Here is a 19,910-nt window from a genome sequence, read left to right on the forward strand (position 1 = left end):
TTATTTAAATAAATTTTCCCAGAATATCTTGATAAATGCTCTTTCATTAATGAATTCATCATTTGGTACGACAGCATTCTTACCAAGCAAATTGAGATGATGAATTTTATTTCTTAAATGCACGTAGCATTGTTTGAGCTGAATTGCATCCGCTTGCTGAATAATGCCCGAGTCGGCCATTGACTCAAAAATTCTGACATTGTCAGACCATTTGGTTAATTCAGGGGTCTGAGGGGCATAGGCAAGCATTAAATATTGTGCAATAAATTCAATATCCGTGATACCGCCACGATCTGTTTTAATGTTAAATTCATTTTCTTGAGAATGGGATAAATGGGTAAACATTTTCTCACGCATTGCTGAGACATCATGTTTTAGCGTTGCCATATCCCTCGGGGTGGAAAGTACCTGTTGGCGAATCGCCTCAAATTTTTCCCGTAATGATTGCTCGCCGAAAACCGGGCGAGCTCGTACTAAGGCTTGTTTTTCCCAAGTCCAAGCTTCATTCAGTTGATAGTTTTTAAAAGCGGATAGAGAGCAGCCAAGTAATCCGGCATCACCGGAGGGGCGTAATCGCATATCAATGTCATAAAGCACGCCTGCACTGGTATTCAGACTAAAAATGCTCACGATTTTTTGGGCGAGTTTGAGGTAAAACTGATTGCTATCAATGATTTTTTTTCCACCCACGGTTTGACCTTCCACAGCCTCATAGAGAAAAACGAGATCGAGATCGGATTTATAGCCTAATTCGATCCCACCGAGTTTTCCATAGCCTACAACCAAGAATTTTTTTTCGCCATTTTGTAAATGTTGAGGCATACCGAAACGGGCGGAAACCTGTTTCCACGCTAAATTTACTACCGATTGAATAATGGCTTCTGCTAAGTAAGTGAGGTGATCGCTGACTTTCATCACGGGTAATGCCCCTAAAATATCGGCAGCAGCAACTCTCAATAAGGTGGCTTGTTTAAATTGGCGTAATGCGTTTATAAATTGTTCTTCATCATCTTGGGGGAGCCGCAATAGATATTGTTGGAGTTCATCGGCATATTCAGTGAAAGGTAAGGGATGACGTGGGTTATCCGTATTGAGGAATTCATCTAGCAGAATAGGGTGTTGCGCAAGCTGATTTGCAATGAGTTGAGATTTTGCACAAAGCTCGATCACTTGGCGTAATGCTTGTGGATGTTCGAGTAGGAGTTCTAAATAGGTCGTGCGGCTGGAAATTTTCTCAATCAGGTGTAGCATTCGTGGTAACAACGTGCGGTAGCTTTCTTGTTTAAAAATGAGCGAAAACACCGTTGGCATTAATTGTGTTAGCACTTCCCGTCCACGGTTTCCAATAATACGGCGTTTCAGGCCTTCTTTAAATTGAGATAATTTATCTAAGATTTCATTGATGTATTCCGATTGAATATGGCTTTCTTCCAGCATTTGCACGATTTCATCAAAATCCGCTTCAAGAAAATCTTGCCATTGATTTTCTGTTTCCGCCTTTTCTTCCGTTTCCTCACCGATAAGTTGGTTAAAAACCGCACGCACCTTTTCTTGCATTTGTTGCAAAGTGCGGTAGAAATCTTGCCAGTTTTCTATCGCATAGGTGCATTCAATTTGATGATTGTGTTCATCTAAGCAAGTGAAATGTCGGCAAGCCTCAATTAAGCGTAATTGATCTATTTCATTAGTTGGTAGGGTTTGGGTTTGTTGATCATTTATAGCTTGTAAGCTATTTTCAACCCGGCGTAAGAAAACATAACTTTCCCGTAAATGCTGATATTGTGTTTGAGTGATAAGCCCTAATTTGGTAATTTCAGGCAAGATGTTAAGCAAACTACGTTGTTGCAAAGCAACTTCCCGACCGCCACGAATTAATTGAAAAACTTGGGCGATGAATTCCACTTCACGGATTCCGCCTGCCCCCAGTTTGATATTATCTTTTAGCCCACGGCGGCGAACTTCCCGTTCAATTTTTCCTTTCATTTCACGTAGGGATTGAATGACACTGAAATCAATATAGCGGCGATAAACAAAAGGGCGGAGCATTTTTTCTAAGTACGCCACATTAGGATCATTGACTTGCGTGCCTAAAATGCGTCCTTTGATCATGGCATAGCGTTCCCAATCCCGACCTTGATCCTGATAGTATTGCTCCATCGCAGTAAAACTTAATGCTAACGCACCACTTTCACCAAAAGGGCGTAGGCGCATATCTGTGCGATAAACAAAACCATCCACCGTGAAATCATCCAATGCACTGATTAAACGTTGTCCCAGACGAGTGAAAAATTTTGAATTATCCACGGATTTTATCGCATTGCTCCCCCCAATATGAGTTTCTCCTTGAGTAGGATAAGTAAAAATCAAATCAATGTCGGAAGAAAAATTAAGTTCAAATCCGCCGAGTTTCCCCATGCCTAGAATATAAAGCTGTTGTGGTTTACCTTGTTCATCCAGTGGCGTCCCCATTTCCGTACAGGCTTGATGATAAAGCCAATCACGTGCACCAATAATAAGGCTTTCAGCCAGCTGTGAAAGATGGATAAAAATTTCTTCGACAGTGGCAAGATTGAGACTTTGGCAAAAACTTAACTTCGCCATTTCTGCATTACGAAAAACACGCAGGGCTTTATAAAATTCAGCCTCATGGGAAATGCCGGATAATTGATTGTTTAAACGTGCTGAATATTGCTCACAATCGGCAAAAGTCGGGCTTTTTTCCCACCATTGTGCGAGTAAGTGCGGTTGTTTTTGCAAGACTTTTTCCACAAAATCCGACATCGCCACCGCATAGCCTAATTTTCCGATTGGGTGGTTTTTATCTTGTTGATATTGCTGAATTTGTTGAGAAATACTATCCGAATCCATTTCAGGAAAAGATTGGCACAGAATAGTGCCAAGTGAGGTAAGTTTTTGTTCTATAAGAGAAGAAAGTGCGGACATTTTACTCACCTTTTATGTGTGTGATTTGGCGTAACACCCTTTCTTTGGCTTGATTGGGTTGTAAACTATCTAGCCATTGAAGCGGTGTTTTCCAGCCCCGCAGCCAAGTAATTTGACGTTTAGCAAGCTGGCGGGTGGCACAGATACCACGGAAGATCATTTCATCGTGATCATAATCACCTTGTAAATATTCCCACATTTGGCGGTAACCAACGCAACGAATGGCAGGTAAATTGACGTTTAAATCACCACGAGCAAAGAGTTTTTCCACTTCTTCTTGAAAACCCAATTCAATCATTTTATGGAAACGTTGTTCAATTCGATTATGCAAAATATGGCGATCCTCAGGGGCAATGGCAAATTGAATAATGTCATAGGGTAAGGCTTCCCCTTTTTGTTCGGTTAGCTCGGTGAGGGACTTTCCTGTTATATAGAACACTTCCAGTGCACGATTAATTCGTTGTGAATCATTGGGATTAATACGTTGTGCGGAAATTGGGTCAATTTTTGCCAGTTCATTATGCAACATCGCCCAACCTTGCCGGGCTGCTTTTTGTTCAATCTCAGCACGGATTGCCTCATCGGCGGAAGGCAAAGGGGAAAGCCCCTCAAGCAAGGCTTTGTAATAGAGCATCGTTCCCCCTACAAGAAGAGGGATTTTTCCTTGTGCGGTAATGTTTGCCATTTCTCGTAGTGCATCATCACGAAAATTCATGGCTGAATAGCTTTCAGCCGGATCTAAAATGTCGATGAGCCGATGGGGGGCTAAAGCCAATTCTTCTTTGGAAGGCTTTGCCGTGCCAATATCCATTCCTTTATAAATTAATGCGGAATCTACGCTAATCACCTCCACCGGCAATTGTTGACGCAGTTGGATGGCTAAATCCGTTTTACCGGAGGCGGTGGGGCCCATTAAAAAAATTGCGGTTGGTTTCATTTAGAGTTCATCTAGTAAAGGTTGCCAATTAATCGGCTTAAGTAATTGATTAAATTTATCTCGATTGGAGTTATTGAGTAAGCGTTCCGAATCACTTAATAATTTGACTGCATCGGCGAATACGCTAAAGGTTTTACTTTCTAACTGAGCACAAAGTGCGGTTAAAAATGGGGAGGAATTTTCTGAATTATTGAGTAAGCTCATCACACATTTTTGTAAATTTTGAGTGCGTAAAATCACGGGGACTCGGTTAAGGGTTAAGCGTAATTGTGCTTTGTTTTCGATAAATTCAAAGCCTGCGTGTGCAAAATCCGTTGCCTTTATTTCCCATTCGCTAAATTGGCTTTCCGTTAAACGAAATACAATGGGAATTAGCAAAGGTTGCTGCTCAATCTGTGTTTGTTGTAAAGCGAGTTTCCATTGCAAATGCTGTAATTTTTCCAAGGAAAGTAAAAAATAATTTTGGTTTTGTTGGAGTAACAGTGCTTGGTTTTCAATGAGAGATAAGGCACGTAAATGTGACGGACTTTCACTTATTTCTGTAGACACAATGATTTCAGATTGTGTCGAAATGTCCGTTTTTTTGTGATGTTTTGGTACACCAAGTAGTTCGCCATAGAGCTTTTGTTCGATTTTGCCCGGCTGTTCGGCACGATAATTTTCCCGATAATCACGGTATCTTTGACTTACCGAACGAACAGATTGGGAAGAAAAGTGCGGTGGATTTTGTGTTGGGTTTTGCTCGCCTTTTTCTATAGAAAAATTCGGTGCGAAGATATTTTGTCCGGCTGCTGCACGATTGGGCTTAGGGGAACAATCCCGGTGATAAGTAGGAATCGGCTCTCTCACAGCATTTTCTTGCGGGTGTTCAAGCGCACTTTCTTTTGTGTCGGTGAGTGGAATGGTGTGTTGGCTTTCCAATGCGTGGCTGATGCCTTCATAAATAAAATCGTGAATGAAGCGTTGTTGATGAAAACGCACCTCGTGTTTTGTTGGGTGAACATTCACATCAACTTCATGAGGATTGAGGTCTATAAACAGCACAAACGCAGGGTAGCTTTCATTGGGTAAATGTTCGGCATAAGCTTGGCGAATTGCATGGGTAATGACTTTGTCACGCACCATTCGTCCATTGATATAACAATAACTTAAATCATTTTGTGAACGGCTAAAGTTTGGGGTGGTAATCCAGCCGGAAAGATGGAGATCGTTGTGTTTCCAATCAATACGTAGGGCATTTTTGACAAATTCATCACCACAAATTGCTGAAACCCGTTTGAGTTGTTGGTTAAGATCTGATGCTGGGCGATATTGACGAATGACTTTGCTATTGTGGGTGAGGGTAAAGGCGATATTAAATTTTGCCAGTGCAATGCGGCGAATGACCTCATCAATATGGGCAAATTCGGTTTTATCGGTGCGTAAGAATTTACGGCGGGCAGGGGTGTTGAAAAATAAATTCGCCACTTCTACCGTAGTACCAACAGGATGGGATGCCGGTTTGATAGTGGTTTCCATCTCACGTCCTTGGGCATACACCTGCCAAGCCTCGTTTTGTTCAGCGGTGCGAGAGGTGAGGGTTAAACGGGAAACGGAGCTGATACTCGCCAGCGCCTCGCCACGAAAACCTAAACTTAAAATAGACTCAAGATCTTCCAAATCCGCAATTTTACTGGTGGCGTGACGGGCAAGGGCTAAGCTTAGCTCCTCTTTCGGGATACCGCTGCCGTTATCACGAATTCGGATAAGTGTTGCACCGCCATTTTCAATATCCACTTGGATTTTATTGGCGCCGGCATCTAGACTATTTTCTACCAATTCTTTCACCACTGAAGCAGGACGTTCTACCACTTCACCGGCAGCAATTTGGTTGGCAAGTTGGGGGGAAAGAATTTTAATTGCCATTATTTTCCCTTAGTTTAATTTTTTGACCGGTCACGACTTTACCGTTTTTTAATGTCGGGTTGAGTTTCAAAATTTGATTAACCGGAATGTTATACTCCCGTGAAACCGCATAAATTGTCTGATCTTTTTTAATGGTGTGATAGAGCGGAATAGCCGCTTTTTTTCCATCAGTATTGATGTTTTTCTTTTCGTTTTTATCAGTTTTTTTATCCGTTGATTTTATTTTTTCTGTTTTTAGGGTTTCAACAATTTTTTGATTTTTACCGTTATTTGGGATTTTGATGGTTTCCCCAATCCATAATTCTTTGCGTTTCAATTGGTTAAGGGCAATAATATCTGCCACTTTGACATCATATTTATTCGCAAGACTGCCAATACTTTCGCCATTTTTTACTTTATGGCGAATACCGCTGTCTTTTACTTCTGAAGTGCGGTCAGTTTTTTCGGTGTTTTTCTCGTTTATTTTTTTATCGGCAGAACCGCTTTCTTCCGGTTTTTTATGTTTTCCGTTATCCGGAATTTTAATGGTTTCTCCCACCCATAATTCTTTTCGTTTCAAATTATTGAGTGTCACAATGTCTGCCACTTTCACCTCATATTTGTTGGCAAGGCTGCCAAGGCTTTCACCATTTTTTACTTTGTGGTGAATTAAACTCTCTTTCGTCAATGAAGTGCGGTTGGTTTTTGCTTCCTTCTCTTTACTATCATTTTCAAAGGCAACAAGAGATTTCAAATTGCCATTTCGGTATGCTACTAGGCCCTCATAAATCATATAAGCGATACGGCGGCGATAGGTCGGGGAATTGAGCTTTTGCTCCTCCTCAGCATTTGAGAGGAAGCCGGTTTCCACCAAGACAGAAGGAATATCAGGTGAACGCAATACGCCAAGGCTGGCGTGTTGTGGCGTGCTTCGGCTTAGTGGCGTGACTTTGGCAAAACGGCGTAAGATACTTCTACCGATTTCATAGCCGGTACGTTGGCTATGGCCAAATTGGAGATCCAGCACAGTTTGATCTAAATATTTGTCGTTATTATGAGAGAGAACCTTTCCGGCCCCCCCCAATAATTCGGAGCGTTTTTCATCATCTTCCAACCATTGCCCCATTTCATCATTTGCCCGACGATTGGATAGTACCCAAACGGACGCCCCCCGTTGATTTGGGTTGAGGGAGGAATCAGCGTGGATAGAAACTAAATAATTGGCTTTGAATTTGCGGGCGATTTCTGAGCGATCAGGCACGGAAATGTAGTAATCCCCATTGCGGGTGAGGACACCACGGAAATTGGGATCTTTATCCAGTAAGGCTTTAAGTTCACGAGCAATAGATAAGGTAACATTTTTTTCGTAAATGCCGAGATTGCGTCCGATTGCACCGGGGTCTTTACCACCATGACCGGGATCAATGGCGATCGTCCATTGAGCAGAGAAAACGGTGGAAGAAAAAAGAGAGAGTATTATTCCTAAAAAAAATGAAAATTTTGTATTCATTGTTGTAAACAGATAAAAGCTTATAGTTGTTGAAGAATTTGTTCGCCTAACGCATTTTGTGCGACTAATGTGATGTTTCGCGCATCATCGTAATAATCAATATTCACTAATAAGTCAGCTGGTGGCAAAATGCCTTCGCCTTTTTCTGCCCATTCAATCAGGCAAATGGCATCTTTGGTGAAGTAATCCCGAATCCCCATAAATTCTAATTCTTCAGGATCGGCAAGACGATATAAATCAAAATGATAAATCATTTTTCCGGCAATATTGTATTCTTCCACTAAGGTATAAGTCGGGCTTTTTACATTGCCTTTATGCCCCAACCCTTGAACCATACCGCGGGTAAGGGTTGTCTTTCCTGCGCCTAAATCGCCATTAAAGTATAACATCACCGCTCGATCGGCTTGGCATTGAACAATAGTTTCTGCCAATTTTTTACCAAAGCGAAGCATAGTGGATTCATCAGGAATATATTGGGTTAATTCATTCATTGGCTGTGATTATTGAAGTCAAAAACTAGCCGAAATTTTACCGCACTTTTGAGTTTTTCGCTAAGGGGATTTTAGCCATATTAGAGGTTGTTTTTTGGGAAATGTTCCATTTGGTTTAGAAACAAAAAATCCACCGCCTTCAGCGATGGATAAAAATCTGGAGCGGGAAACGAGGCTCGAACTCGCGACCCCAACCTTGGCAAGGTTGTGCTCTACCAACTGAGCTATTCCCGCTGGGGATATAAATGAATGGAGCGGGAAACGAGGCTCGAACTCGCGACCCCGACCTTGGCAAGGTCGTGCTCTACCAACTGAGCTATTCCCGCAGTTCACATCAGTGAATGGGGGGCATTATACGAATATTTCGATGTCTTGCAAGGGCAAATTTTTCAAAATGGCTTACCTGACTAAGTTTTCATCAATCTAATTGAATGAAATGATCACGATAATAGGCGAGTTCTTTAATGGATTCTCGAATATCATCTAGGGCTAAATGGGTATTCGCCTTTTTAAAACCCTCTAAAATTTCAGGTTTCCAACGAGCGGCAAGTTCTTTTAATGTGCTGACATCCAAATGGCGATAATGGAAATAATCGGCTAAATCCGGCATATATTGGTAAAGAAAACGTTTATCCTGTGCAATACTGTTACCGCAAATGGGGGAAGCCCCTTTGGGAACCCAACGTTTTAAGAAATCTAAGGTTTGTAATTCCGCCGCCCGTTCGGTAAGTTTACTGGCTTTTACCCGATCCACTAAGCCGTTTGCTGTATGGGTTTTCACGCACCATTCAGACATTTTCCCTAATAATTCATCGCTTTGATGAATAGCAAGCACCGGTCCTTCCGCAAGAATATTTAGGTTTTTGTCTGTGATAATCGTTGCGATCTCAATAATGCGCTCTTTTTCCGGATCTAATCCTGTCATTTCTAAATCAATCCAGATTAGATTTTGTTTATCTAATTGCATAATATAAGGTATCCTATGTGAAAATTTTCTCCATTTTATCAAAATCACAGTAAAAAACGACCGCACTTTTATGGCTAAACGTAAACTCACTCAAAACCAGTCTCGCAGAATTGAATCCAATCACGCTCGTACTCTTCATCGCCATCAAAAAAAAGATATTGAATGGCAAGATGAGATGTTGGGGGAGTCGCAAGAAGGGATTGTGGTTACCCGTTATTCTGTACACGCAGATGTGGAAAATTCACAGGGGGAAATTTTCCGCTGTAATTTACGCCGAACCCTTTCAAGTTTGGTGGTGGGGGATAGAGTTGTTTGGCGGAAAGGAAATGGGCAATTACAGGGGGTTAGCGGGGTAATAGAAGCAATTCATCCGAGAGTGAACGAGATTACGCGTCCAGATTATTATGATGGCTTGAAACCGATTGCGGCGAATATTGATCGTATCATTATTGTGTCAGCGGTATTGCCAACACTTTCACTCAATATTATTGATCGTTATCTTGTTGTATGTGAAACGGCGGGCATTGAACCGATCATTGTGGTGAATAAAGCTGATCTCCTGACATCGGCACAAGAAAAAGAGGTGGAGAGGCAATTACAAATTTATCGTGAGATTGGTTATCAAACTTTAATTATTTCCGCCCAAAATGGAAAGAATATGGAAAAATTGACCGCACTTTTAAGTGAAGGAACTTCCATTTTTGTGGGGCAATCCGGTGTGGGGAAATCAAGTCTTATCAATCATATTTTTCCCACTGTGAATGCCCAAGTTGGAGAGGTAAGTGAAACTTCAGGTTTAGGGCAACATACGACAACCTCGTCCCGTCTTTATCATTTGCCTCAAGGGGGGAGTTTAATTGATTCTCCAGGGATTCGGGAATTTGGACTATGGCATTTAGATGTCGATCAAATTACGAGAGGATACCGTGAGTTTCAATACGTATTAGGCACTTGTAAATTCCGTGATTGTAAGCATTTGACCGACCCCGGCTGTGCATTGAGGGAAGCGGTTGAAGAAGGGAGAATTTCGTCGGTGCGTTATGAGAATTATCACAAACTGATCGAAAGTTTATCAGAAACAAAATCACAGCGGCATTTTTCAGTAACCTAGTTAAACGTTAAGACTAATTTGATTTACTCAAGAAATCACGTGATTTTTTTATGACTTAGCTCAACTTTTTTTGCCTTTTTCCTTGATTATTTCGTGTTTAACAAGGATACTATCGGCAAATCAAAAGTTTGGATTTAACCGTTTTAAAATTAAACAATGACTAAAATAATAGAGGTAACATTATGTTTTCAAAAGATGTAGAAATTACAGCCCCTAATGGTTTACACACACGCCCGGCTGCACAGTTTGTAAAAGAGGCAAAAGCCTTTGCTTCTGATATTACTGTCACATCAGCAGGAAAAAGTGCGAGTGCTAAAAGCTTGTTTAAGTTACAAACTTTAGGTTTAACACAAGGAACAGTTATTACCATCTCAGCAGAAGGTGAAGATGAACAACAAGCTGTTGAGCATTTAGTTGCGTTAATTCCTACTTTAGAATAATTTTGAGTATAGCCATAAAATCCGTTTTAAAGTTACTCCGGTAAATGCGGTATTTTGTGGCTATTTTTTGTTTAACTCCTATTCACATTTCGGAAGGTAAACATGATTTCAGGTATTCCTGCATCCCCCGGTATTGTTTTTGGTAAAGCATTAGTTCTTAAAGAAGAAAAAATTGTTCTTGATACCACAAAAATTACCGATGACCAAGTTGACGCTGAAGTTGCGCGTTTTTATGAAGGCCGTAGTGCTGCCGTTGAGCAATTAAATTCAATCAGAGATCGCGCTTTTGCTTCATTAGGCGAAGAAAAAGCGGCGATTTTTGAAGGTCATTTAATGATTCTTGAAGATGAAGAACTTGAAGAAGAGATTATTGACTATTTGCGTTCACATAAAGTGAATGCCGGTGTAGCGGCAAGTAAAATCATTGACCAACAAGTGGCAATGTTGTCTGAAATTGACGATGAATATCTGAAAGAACGCGCCGGTGATATTCGTGATATTGGTAACCGTTTGGTCAAGAATATTCTAGGTATGCATATTGTTGATTTAGGTGATATTAACGAAGAATCTATTCTTGTTGCTTACGATTTAACACCATCGGAGACAGCACAATTAAACCTCGACAAAGTCCTTGGTTTTATTACAGATATTGGCGGTCGTACTTCCCACACTTCAATTATGGCACGTTCCTTGGAATTACCGGCGATTGTTGGAACTAACAATGTGACTGAAAAAGTGAATACCGGGGATTTCCTGATTCTTGATGCCGTAAATAACAAAGTCTATATTAATCCAACCCAAGCCCAAATTGATGAATTAAAGTCCTTAGAAGCAAAATTAGCAGAAGAAAAAGCCGAATTGGCAAAATTAAAAGATCTGCCTGCCGTGACATTAGACGGGCATAAAGTTGAAGTGGTGGCAAATATTGGTACCATTCGTGATTGTGATGGAGCAAACCGTAACGGAGCCGAAGGCGTAGGCTTATACCGTACAGAGTTCCTCTTTATGGATCGTGATCAACTACCAACGGAAGAAGAACAATTTATTGCTTACAAAGAAGTTGTAGAGGCAATGGAGGGGCGTTTGGTTGTGCTTCGTACGATGGATATCGGTGGTGATAAAGATTTACCATACCTAGATCTTCCAAAAGAAATGAACCCGTTCTTAGGATGGCGGGCAATTCGTATTGCACTGGATCGCCGTGAAATTCTCCATGCTCAGTTACGTGCTGTGTTGCGTGCCTCTGCATTTGGCAAATTAGCGGTGATGTTCCCGATGATTATTTCGGTAGAAGAAATTCGTGAATTAAAATCGGTGATTGAAACGCTGAAAGCAGAATTACGTGTAGAAGGCAAAGCCTTTGATGAAAATATCCAAATTGGTGTGATGGTGGAAACCCCATCTGCTGCGGTAAATGCGAAATTCTTAGCGAAAGAGGTTGATTTCTTTAGTATTGGTACGAATGACTTAACGCAATATACCCTTGCGGTTGACCGTGGTAACGAATTAATTTCTCATCTTTACAACCCAATGCAACCGTCCGTACTTGGCTTAATTAAACAGGTTATTGATGCTTCTCATGCCGAAGGTAAATGGACGGGGATGTGTGGTGAGTTAGCCGGTGATGAGCGTGCAACCTTACTCCTGTTAGGTATGGGGTTAGATGAATTTAGTATGAGTGCGATTTCTGTACCTCGTATTAAAAAACTTATCCGTAGCGTGAATTTCCAAGATGCAAAAGAACTTGCAAATAAAGCATTGCAGAAACCAACTGCTTCGGAGATTGAGCAATTAATTGAAGAATTTTTGTCAGCAAATGTACTGAACTAGATACAAAATCAGTATTTTCAGCTAAAATATCAACCATATTTAATGGATAGGAGATTAAAATGGGTTTATTTGACAAGTTATTCGGTTCCAAAGAGAACAAATCGGTCGAAGTTGAGATTTATGCACCGCTTTCCGGTGAAATTGTCAATATCGAAGATGTACCGGATGTTGTGTTTTCTGAAAAAATTGTGGGTGATGGCGTAGCTATTCGCCCAACAGGCAACAAAATTGTTGCACCGGTTGATGGTGTGATTGGTAAGATTTTTGAGACTAACCACGCCTTTTCAATGGAATCAAAAGAAGGGGTGGAATTATTTGTTCACTTTGGTATTGATACCGTTGAATTAAAAGGTGAAGGTTTTACTCGTGTTGCACAAGAGGGGCAATCTGTAAAACGTGGCGATACAGTCATTGAATTCGATCTTGAACTGCTTGAAGCGAAAGCAAAATCGGTATTAACACCGGTTGTGATTTCTAATATGGATGAAATCTCAAGTATTGAGAAAAAAGCAGGTGAGGTTGTTGCAGGCGAATCTGTGGTTTTAAAACTTAAAAAATAATTTTATATAGAATGAAAAAGTCCGCCGTTGTGCGGATTTTTTGTTTGGAGAGAAAATGATTTATAAATTAACCGGCGCTTTACAGCATTATGTCTGGGGCGGACAGTATTACATTCCACAATTATTAAATATTTCAGTAGAAGAAAATCAACATTATGCAGAATGGTGGCTTGGGGCGCATACTTCTGCACCTTCCATAATTGAGGTTGAGGGCAAAAACTTACCTTTGACTGAATTTTTACAACAAAATCCGACCGCACTTGGTGAAAAAAGTCGAGAAATCTTTGGTGAGACGTTGCCTTATTTATTGAAGATTCTTGATGTGGAAAAGCCACTTTCTATCCAGTTGCACCCAACAAAACAACAGGCAGAAATCGGTTTCGCAAAGGAAAATGAGAAGGGTATTGATCTAAAAGATTCAAAACGGACTTATAAAGATAATAATCACAAACCGGAAATGATGATTGCATTGTCCGATTTTTGGTTGTTACACGGATTTAAGGCGAAAGAAAAAATTCTTTCTTCACTTAATGAGCATCCTTCTCTTGCACCGCTAGCAGAAAAATTAGGTAATCAGGATCTACATTCATTTTACGCAGATGTCATGCAAGCGGATCAAGCCCAATTATATCAATGGCTTGCCCCTATTATTGATAAAAAGCGTGAAGCTTATAGTGCAAATGAACTCAGGCTAAATAATCCCGATTATTGGCTGCTTTATACTATGGAAGCAATGGATATTCCTCTGGAAAAACTTGATGCTGGTTTACTCTGCTTTTATCTTTTCAACATTGTTCACCTTAAAAAAGGCGAGGGGATTTATCAAGATGCAGGTATCCCACACGCTTATCTACGTGGGCAAAATATTGAATTGATGGCATGTTCAGATAATGTCATTCGTGGTGGATTAACGCCAAAATATGTAGATATTCCGGAGCTATTAAAAGTGGTGGATTGTCGTGAAGTAGAACCACAAGTAATCTCTGCTGCTCCTCATGATGCACGTGTCTTTACTTATTCCACACCGGCAAAAGATTTTGCCTTGCAAAATATTCAATATGAATGTGGTGAAACCCATCGTTTAAAAATTCAGAGTGCAGGAATTTTAATGGTGATGAAAGGACAACTCAATTTACGCTCAGAAACTAGCGTATTTGCTCTTAAGTCAGGAGAGTCGGCGTTTATTAGCGCTGATGCTTTTTATGAAATAGAAGGTTTAGATGAAGGATATGCAGTCGTAGCTAAGTTACCTTGATTATATAATATGCGATATTATATGGAGCTGAGCAAACCTAATTTTTAGGTTATCTTGTCGGGATACATTGTGTGTCTGAATTTTAACTTATTGAAATGATTTGATTTTATAACGGACACATGCAATGTGTCCCTAAATGTCATTGAAATTTCTACTTTTGTGTATTTGCTACATAATACCCCAAAAATAAAAAAGTGCGGTTGATTTTAACCGCACTTTTAACCTATGAAGTCTAGATTATAACCAACCGAGATTCATTAATAATTCCCACCATGCCATACCGATGGTTAAGTGAACAATTAAGCTACCAAATGCGATAATTGCGCCGGCAATCCACCAAGATTTAATGTCGTTATAGCCTGCACCAAATGCGATTGGACCCGGGCCGCCACCGTAGTGGGTAACCGAACCGCCATAAGAGTTAGCGAATAACAAACCAAGGGCGAGCAATTCTGCCGGAGCGCCGGCGACGTGTCCAACGGTCGCAAATACAGGTACCATTGCGGCAACATAAGCGCCGCCCGAAGCGAAGAGATAACGTACTGCGACACTTAAAGTGAGGATGACGATTAGGGCTAATGTGCCTTGTCCTTCAAATTGGAGGAGAGTTTTCAAGGAGTCGGCTAACCATTCAAAGAATTTGGCTTTTTCAAGTAAACCAGACATCCCAATAATACCGCCATACCAAATTAAGGTGTTCCAACCGCCTTTATTTTTCAAAATATCATCCCAAGAAACGATACTTAGCACCACACAGCACACCATCACGATTAATGCCACGATAGTTGCATTGACATTAAGTGCAGAGGAGAAAATCCAGCCGAATAATGCGATGATGAATAACACAATAAGGGCTTTTTCACGGAAAGACATTGGGCCTAATTCTTCCAGACCTTTTTTCGCAATGGCTTTATTATCTACTTCTTTCATTTCTGGCGGGGATACCCAATAGCAGATTAATGGAATGATAAATAAGCAGAGTAAACCCGGTACAGAGGCGGCTAAGAACCAATGTAACCAGTCAATATTGAAACCTAAAATTGGTGCCATTAATGAAAGGGCGAGGGCATTGGGCGCCATTGCGGTTAAGAAAATATATGAGGTTGTTTTTACCACCATATATACGTTCATCATTAAATAGCGACCGGCTTTTTTCGGGCTTTTTTCCGGATCTGAACCTAATGCGACCGCCACGCTATTGATGATTGGGAAGATAATTCCACCGGAACGTGCCGTGTTAGAAGGGGTTGCCGGAGAAAGGAGTAAATCTAAAAACATAGTCACGTAGCCTAAGCGTAGCGTGGTACTTCCCATTGCGCCGATCATATGGTAGGCAATACGTTTACCTAATCCCGTAATAACGAAAGCCGAGCTTAGCGTAAAAGCGGTAAAAATCAGCCAAGTTGTACCGGATTTGTAGCCATTAAGAATATCGCCGGCTTTGACAAATTCTTTTGCACCTTCGGTATTACCGATAATTGCGCCGGAAACAGCAATAGCGGCAAGTAAAATAATCGGCTCACCATAAGGTTTAAGTACAAGCCCGACGATTGTCGCAATGTACACGCCAAGCAAACGCCATGCAATGAGAGAGAGTCCCTCAGGAGCCGGCAGTAAAAAGGTGATCAACGGCATAGCCGCTAAGATCACTAATTTTGCATTTTTGGATAATGCCATTTTTAGTTACCTCTAAAAAATAAAAAGAAAATCGACAGTGCTAATAAATCAGCACTTCCGCCCGGACTTAAGTTTTTGGCAATACAGGCAGAATCAAATTTCAGTAAGGCTTGTGTCAGTTTTGTTTTATCTAACACAAGTGATTGATTTTCAAGTAAATCAATCGCACTTTGTTGCACGAATTGTAAGGCTTCCAACCCACCACGATGAACCACATTGGTATCAGGGTTTTCCGCCATTAAATGCAACAAAGCAATCAACAAACGATGTTCCCAATCAAGTTGGTGATACTCATCCAACAATGGCAACAACATTTGAATTTGTTGAAAACCACTTTCTGCTTCACCACGAGCACCTGTTAAACCGTATTTACGGTATAAACGTACACCGGCAGTAATAGGCAAGTGGTCTGGGTAATGTTCAAGTTCTTTCGTGAGATCTTGAGCGAATTTTGCACTGAGAGAACAAATAGTCTCAACACTAAAAATTAGACCATCGGGATTAGAGTAAGCCAATTTCGCCAATCGACCGATTGCGGAACAAATTAATCCGAAAGAAAAAATTGCACCTTTGTGTGTATTGATATTCTGTGTTGCCCGAAACATTGCTTGTTCTGCTAATAGACCAATAGGGCGAATATGCGATAACACTTGGTTTTCCGGTAACGCAGCGGTTTCTATCCCTTTCAACACAAAGTCCACAAAAAAAGGTTTTAAAGCTAATGCACTGTGTTCAAAGGTGTGTAAATCCATATCTTGATGAGCGCCATTTGTAAGGGCATCGACCAATCCTGGCTTCGGTGATAGCTGCGCTTCTTGCAACAAAGCCTGGTAAACTTTTTCGCTAATTTGCTCGGCAAAATAGTGAGCCTGTGTACGGTGTTGCATCTCTAAAAGGATATCATTAATGTGATGTTTTCGGCTACGTGTGCAGTTTTTAGCATTCTCACCACATATCAAACAGGTACGGGGAGATTTGTTAAAATCTGAGCGACTTAACAGACGGCCTGTTACATCAAATACATCTAAATCCCAAAGACGGGCAAGAGAGCTACTCTCTTCGAGCTCAATCATTGCTCGTTTGAGTTCCCTTGCCTCCACGGGCAAGACAAAAAACGCTTCATGTCCCGAATCTAAAATACGAATAGCTTTTTTAGCAGGCTGCCATTTACGCTGAGCAAAAAGTGCGGTCAATTTTTCTAATGCTTTTTCAAACACATAGTCTAATAAAGGATTTTTTTTCACCTCACCGATAGCCGTTAAGGTAACGGAAAGGAGGGGAAGTTGATATTTCTCCAAAAGTTGTTGCTGTAATAAAGCCCGTTCCTCACGTGCATTTAGCAATGCTTCAAGAGAAATTTTTTTTCCTTGGGTTGAAAAGGTTTGAAAAAAACGCTGCAAAATTTGACCGCTCTTTTAGTGTTTCTCAGGCAACAATAGGGCATATAAAATACGCCCTGCTATCATTATTCTTTGATTTGATACACCGTATCAATAACCGAACCGTCACGGTAACGAACGACTGCGACCGGTTTATCGGTAAACTCAATTTCTTTTGGTTTACCGGTTAAACCGTAAGCCCGTTCGCAAAGTTGTTCAATGGTGAACAATGGAATGCCGGCATTGCTTAAAGATTCAATTAAATCAGGGCGTTTAGGATTGACGGCGACGCCATGATCAGTCACGAGAATATCAATATTTTCACCCGGTGTGACGCAAGTAATCACATTTTCCACTACTGTTGGAATACGTCCGCGAACTAATGGGGCGACAATGATTGCCACTTGAGCGGAGGCAGCCGTATCACAGTGCCCCCCTGATGCGCCACGAATCACGCCGTCAGAACCGGTTAAGACGTTCACATTGAATTTGGTGTCAATTTCTAACGCAGAAAGAATCACCACATCTAAACGTTCTACGGATGCCCCTTTTGAGCTGTAGTTCGCATATTGGTTGGCTGAAACTTCAATGTGGTTTGGATTGCGAGCAAGGGATTCCGCAGCAACCGCATCAAAGCTTTGCACATCTAATAATTTTTTGATTAGACCGGCTTCGTGTAATGCCACCATACTTGAGGTGATGCCACCTAATGCGAAATCTGCTGTCACATTTTCACGGCGCATTTTTTCTTCTAAAAAGCGGGTAACGGCTAACGCTGCGCCACCGGATCCGGTTTGTAAAGAAAATCCCTCTTTGAAATAGCCGGAAGCAAAAATCACTTCAGCACATTTGCGAGCGATGAGTAATTCTCGAGGATTGGTGGTCATACGGGTTGCACCGCCGCCAATTTTTTTCGGATCACCGACCGCCTCAACCTGTACGATTAAATCCACTTTATCTTGCCCGATACTGATAGGATGATGGGGATAGTCGGCGAATTCTTCCGTTAAAAGCACGACTTTATCGGCATATTCCGCATCGACACGGGCATAACCCAACGAACCGCATTTACTTTTGCCGGTAAAACCATTTGCATTGCCGAATTTATCACAGCAAGGTACGCCTAAAAATGCCACATCAATATGCAATTCACCGGATTTGACTAAGTGTACACGTCCACCGTGGGAGTGAATATTGACCGGTTCATCTAATAAGCCACGGGAAATTTGCTCGGCAAGTTCGCCTCGTAATCCGGAAGAATAAATTCTAGTTACAACACCATTTTTAATGTGTTCAATAATTGGTGAATGGCTATCAATAAGTGAGCTTGAGGCAAGGGTTAAATTTTTAAAGCCCATTTCGGCAATTTTATCCATCACCATATTAACGACAAAATCACCGCCACGGAAAGCATGGTGGAATGAAACGGTCATCCCGTCTTTTAAGCCCGAACGTGTAATAGCTTCTTCTAAGTTGGCGCAAAGTTTGCGATCTTTCGCTGTGCGGGCAAGGGATTCTGCTTTTGGTACGGCTTGATAAGTTGCTCGACCTGCGTTGTATTTTTCAATACGTTGTTCTCTCGTTGTCATTTTTCTCTCCCTTACTCTTCACGAATACCTGATTTGGCACGTTCTAATACTAATCGTGCACGATCAATAATCGGCGCATCGATCATTTTACCGTTGAGTGAAACCACACCACTGCCTTGACGTTCGGCTTCTTCCGCAGCTTCAATGATACGTTTTGCTTGATCCACATCTTTTTGAGTGGGTGCAAAGAGGTTGTGTAGTAATTCAATTTGACGTGGATTAATTAAGGATTTTCCGTCAAAACCGAGTTGTTTGATTAACGAAGCTTCTTGCAAAAATCCTTCTTCGTTGTTTGCATTAGAATAAACGGTATCAAAGGCTTGGATCCCCGCTGCACGGGCTGCTTGAAGAATAGCGCAGCGGGCAAATAATAATTCAATGCCATCTGCGGAACGTTCGGTTTTTAGGTTACGGACATAGTCTTCCGCACCTAGGGCAATGCCGATTAAACGTTTAGAGGCAGTTGCGATTTGGTTTGCTTGCGTGATACCGAGAGGAGATTCAATGGCTGCTAACATTTTTGTGGAACCTATTTCACGTCCGCACGCTTTCTCAATTTCAGTGATTTCGTGCTCCATATCGATCACATCTTGTGCCGTTTCGGTTTTTGGCATACGCACGACATCGACACCGGCACGCACTACGGCATTGAGGTCTAATAAGCCAAATTCAGAATCTAATGGATTGACCCGAACAACGGTTTCCATCTCTTGATAAAGAGGGTGTTGTAGCGCGTGAGCGACAAGAAGACGTGCCGTATCTTTTTCTTTTAATGCCACCGCATCTTCTAAATCAAACATAATGGAATCGGGTTTGTAAATGAAGCTGTTGCTTAACATCGCGGCATTGGAACCCGGTACGAATAACATACTTCTTCTTAATTTCATAGCAGTCTCTCCCAGTTAATCGCTTCATCCGTTGCACGCATAACCGCAGCTTTCACACGGGCTTGTAAAACACAATCCAATGCGCCTTTGTCCTCAACTACAACGAGGGCTTCAGTGACACCGAGTTTTGCTAACGTGGCAAGAACGGTTTGCTCAATGGCTTCACCAAATTGTTTTCCGACAGAACTGTTAATTTCAACAGATAATGAATTTGCGGGTTCGATACGAATTAATGCATCGCTAGATTCTAGCGTGCCTGCTACCGCAGATTTACTAATCTTCATTGTCATTTCCTTCATTTATTTACTCCAAAAAAATAGACGCTCATTTTACTGACTTTCAGTTCAACTCGCTAACTCTAAAGAGGTATTTTTCTGATATAGATCAAAAAATAGTTTTTAAGAAAAAAAGTACGGTCAATTTTCAAGGTATTTTTAAATATTCCTCAAA

General features: G+C 41.2%; 16 protein-coding genes and 2 tRNA genes. 5 read left to right on the forward strand and 13 right to left on the reverse strand.

Translation table 11 applies throughout. The features are described from left to right. The 8 genes from glnE to orn form a co-directional block, all read right to left on the reverse strand. Positions 1-2,943, reverse strand: a complete 2,943-nt coding sequence (glnE, locus tag BKK54_RS05660) for a bifunctional [glutamate--ammonia ligase]-adenylyl-L-tyrosine phosphorylase/[glutamate--ammonia-ligase] adenylyltransferase (protein ID WP_077542155.1) — start codon at positions 2,941-2,943, stop codon at positions 1-3. A gap of 1 nt (position 2,944) precedes the next feature. Then, positions 2,945-3,880, reverse strand: coding sequence for a tRNA (adenosine(37)-N6)-dimethylallyltransferase MiaA (gene miaA / locus BKK54_RS05665; RefSeq protein WP_077542156.1), 936 nt, complete (start codon positions 3,878-3,880; stop codon positions 2,945-2,947). Next, complete coding sequence (gene mutL, locus BKK54_RS05670) at positions 3,881-5,785, reverse strand: DNA mismatch repair endonuclease MutL (RefSeq protein ID WP_077542157.1); 1,905 nt, start codon at positions 5,783-5,785, stop codon at positions 3,881-3,883. Then, positions 5,775-7,274 carry an N-acetylmuramoyl-L-alanine amidase gene (locus BKK54_RS05675; RefSeq protein ID WP_077542158.1) on the reverse strand — a complete coding sequence of 500 codons (1,500 nt, stop codon included), beginning with the start codon at positions 7,272-7,274 and terminating at the stop codon, positions 5,775-5,777. Before BKK54_RS05675 ends, mutL begins: the two co-directional genes overlap by 11 nt. A 20-nt stretch (positions 7,275-7,294) precedes the next feature. Next, on the reverse strand, positions 7,295-7,765 hold the full coding sequence (tsaE, locus tag BKK54_RS05680; RefSeq protein WP_077542159.1) for a tRNA (adenosine(37)-N6)-threonylcarbamoyltransferase complex ATPase subunit type 1 TsaE: 471 nt from the start codon (positions 7,763-7,765) through the stop codon (positions 7,295-7,297). A 158-nt stretch (positions 7,766-7,923) separates the two neighbouring features. After that, positions 7,924-7,999: transfer RNA gene (locus BKK54_RS05685), tRNA-Gly, on the reverse strand. 16 nt (positions 8,000-8,015) lie between these two features. Further along, positions 8,016-8,091 (reverse strand) — tRNA-Gly (locus BKK54_RS05690). A gap of 92 nt (positions 8,092-8,183) precedes the next feature. Continuing rightward, a complete protein-coding gene (orn, locus tag BKK54_RS05695; RefSeq protein WP_077542160.1) occupies positions 8,184-8,732 on the reverse strand; it encodes an oligoribonuclease in 549 nt (182 codons plus the stop codon). A 70-nt stretch (positions 8,733-8,802) separates the two neighbouring features. On the opposite strand from orn, the gene rsgA reads away from it, so the two are divergent. The 5 genes from rsgA to manA all read left to right on the forward strand — a co-directional run bounded on the left by rsgA (position 8,803) and on the right by manA (position 13,928). Then, positions 8,803-9,843: a small ribosomal subunit biogenesis GTPase RsgA gene (gene rsgA / locus BKK54_RS05700; protein WP_077542161.1), complete on the forward strand. Its 1,041-nt coding sequence runs from the start codon at positions 8,803-8,805 to the stop codon at positions 9,841-9,843. A 182-nt stretch (positions 9,844-10,025) separates the two neighbouring features. After that, complete coding sequence (gene ptsH / locus BKK54_RS05705) at positions 10,026-10,283, forward strand: phosphocarrier protein Hpr (RefSeq protein WP_077414172.1); 258 nt, start codon at positions 10,026-10,028, stop codon at positions 10,281-10,283. Between the two features lie 102 nt (positions 10,284-10,385). Then, entirely contained in the window at positions 10,386-12,113 is a 1,728-nt protein-coding gene (gene ptsI / locus BKK54_RS05710) for a phosphoenolpyruvate-protein phosphotransferase PtsI (RefSeq protein ID WP_077542162.1), read from the forward strand. A 59-nt stretch (positions 12,114-12,172) separates the two neighbouring features. Beyond that, complete coding sequence (crr, locus tag BKK54_RS05715; RefSeq protein ID WP_077542163.1) at positions 12,173-12,673, forward strand: PTS glucose transporter subunit IIA; 501 nt, start codon at positions 12,173-12,175, stop codon at positions 12,671-12,673. Positions 12,674-12,728: 55 nt separating this feature from the next. Further along, positions 12,729-13,928 (forward strand): mannose-6-phosphate isomerase, class I, encoded by a 1,200-nt coding sequence (gene manA / locus BKK54_RS05720; protein ID WP_077542164.1) that lies wholly within the window; start codon positions 12,729-12,731, stop codon positions 13,926-13,928. A 237-nt stretch (positions 13,929-14,165) separates the two neighbouring features. On the opposite strand, the gene BKK54_RS05725 is transcribed toward manA, so the two are convergent. From BKK54_RS05725 to citD, 5 genes are all read right to left on the reverse strand, one after another. After that, entirely contained in the window at positions 14,166-15,605 is a 1,440-nt protein-coding gene (locus tag BKK54_RS05725; protein WP_077542165.1) for an anion permease, read from the reverse strand. Between the two features lie 2 nt (positions 15,606-15,607). Further along, positions 15,608-17,005, reverse strand: a complete 1,398-nt coding sequence (gene citG, locus BKK54_RS05730; RefSeq protein ID WP_077542166.1) for a triphosphoribosyl-dephospho-CoA synthase CitG — start codon at positions 17,003-17,005, stop codon at positions 15,608-15,610. 65 nt (positions 17,006-17,070) lie between these two features. After that, a complete protein-coding gene (gene citF / locus BKK54_RS05735; RefSeq protein WP_077542167.1) occupies positions 17,071-18,573 on the reverse strand; it encodes a citrate lyase subunit alpha in 1,503 nt (500 codons plus the stop codon). A gap of 11 nt (positions 18,574-18,584) precedes the next feature. Continuing rightward, positions 18,585-19,460, reverse strand: a complete 876-nt coding sequence (citE, locus tag BKK54_RS05740) for a citrate (pro-3S)-lyase subunit beta (RefSeq protein WP_077542168.1) — start codon at positions 19,458-19,460, stop codon at positions 18,585-18,587. Further along, positions 19,457-19,744 carry a citrate lyase acyl carrier protein gene (gene citD, locus BKK54_RS05745; RefSeq protein WP_077542169.1) on the reverse strand — a complete coding sequence of 96 codons (288 nt, stop codon included), beginning with the start codon at positions 19,742-19,744 and terminating at the stop codon, positions 19,457-19,459. The genes citE and citD overlap by 4 nt, the downstream gene beginning before the upstream one ends. Between the last annotated feature and the right edge of the window lie 166 nt (positions 19,745-19,910).

The sequence above is a fragment of the Rodentibacter genomosp. 1 genome, assembly GCF_001999285.1.
GTDB lineage: Bacteria > Pseudomonadota > Gammaproteobacteria > Enterobacterales > Pasteurellaceae > Rodentibacter.

Coding starts and splice junctions, on each gene's coding strand:
- miaA (WP_077542156.1), bottom strand. CDS start 3,880: ATGAAACCAACCGCAATTTTTTTAATGGGCCCCACCGCCTCCGGTAAA.
- citF (WP_077542167.1), bottom strand. CDS start 18,573: ATGACAACGAGAGAACAACGTATTGAAAAATACAACGCAGGTCGAGCA.
- BKK54_RS05725 (WP_077542165.1), bottom strand. CDS start 15,605: ATGGCATTATCCAAAAATGCAAAATTAGTGATCTTAGCGGCTATGCCG.
- BKK54_RS05675 (WP_077542158.1), bottom strand. CDS start 7,274: ATGAATACAAAATTTTCATTTTTTTTAGGAATAATACTCTCTCTTTTT.
- crr (WP_077542163.1), top strand. CDS start 12,173: ATGGGTTTATTTGACAAGTTATTCGGTTCCAAAGAGAACAAATCGGTC.
- ptsI (WP_077542162.1), top strand. CDS start 10,386: ATGATTTCAGGTATTCCTGCATCCCCCGGTATTGTTTTTGGTAAAGCA.
- orn (WP_077542160.1), bottom strand. CDS start 8,732: ATGCAATTAGATAAACAAAATCTAATCTGGATTGATTTAGAAATGACA.
- rsgA (WP_077542161.1), top strand. CDS start 8,803: ATGGCTAAACGTAAACTCACTCAAAACCAGTCTCGCAGAATTGAATCC.
- glnE (WP_077542155.1), bottom strand. CDS start 2,943: ATGTCCGCACTTTCTTCTCTTATAGAACAAAAACTTACCTCACTTGGC.
- citE (WP_077542168.1), bottom strand. CDS start 19,460: ATGAAATTAAGAAGAAGTATGTTATTCGTACCGGGTTCCAATGCCGCG.
- tsaE (WP_077542159.1), bottom strand. CDS start 7,765: ATGAATGAATTAACCCAATATATTCCTGATGAATCCACTATGCTTCGC.
- citD (WP_077542169.1), bottom strand. CDS start 19,744: ATGAAGATTAGTAAATCTGCGGTAGCAGGCACGCTAGAATCTAGCGAT.
- manA (WP_077542164.1), top strand. CDS start 12,729: ATGATTTATAAATTAACCGGCGCTTTACAGCATTATGTCTGGGGCGGA.
- mutL (WP_077542157.1), bottom strand. CDS start 5,785: ATGGCAATTAAAATTCTTTCCCCCCAACTTGCCAACCAAATTGCTGCC.
- ptsH (WP_077414172.1), top strand. CDS start 10,026: ATGTTTTCAAAAGATGTAGAAATTACAGCCCCTAATGGTTTACACACA.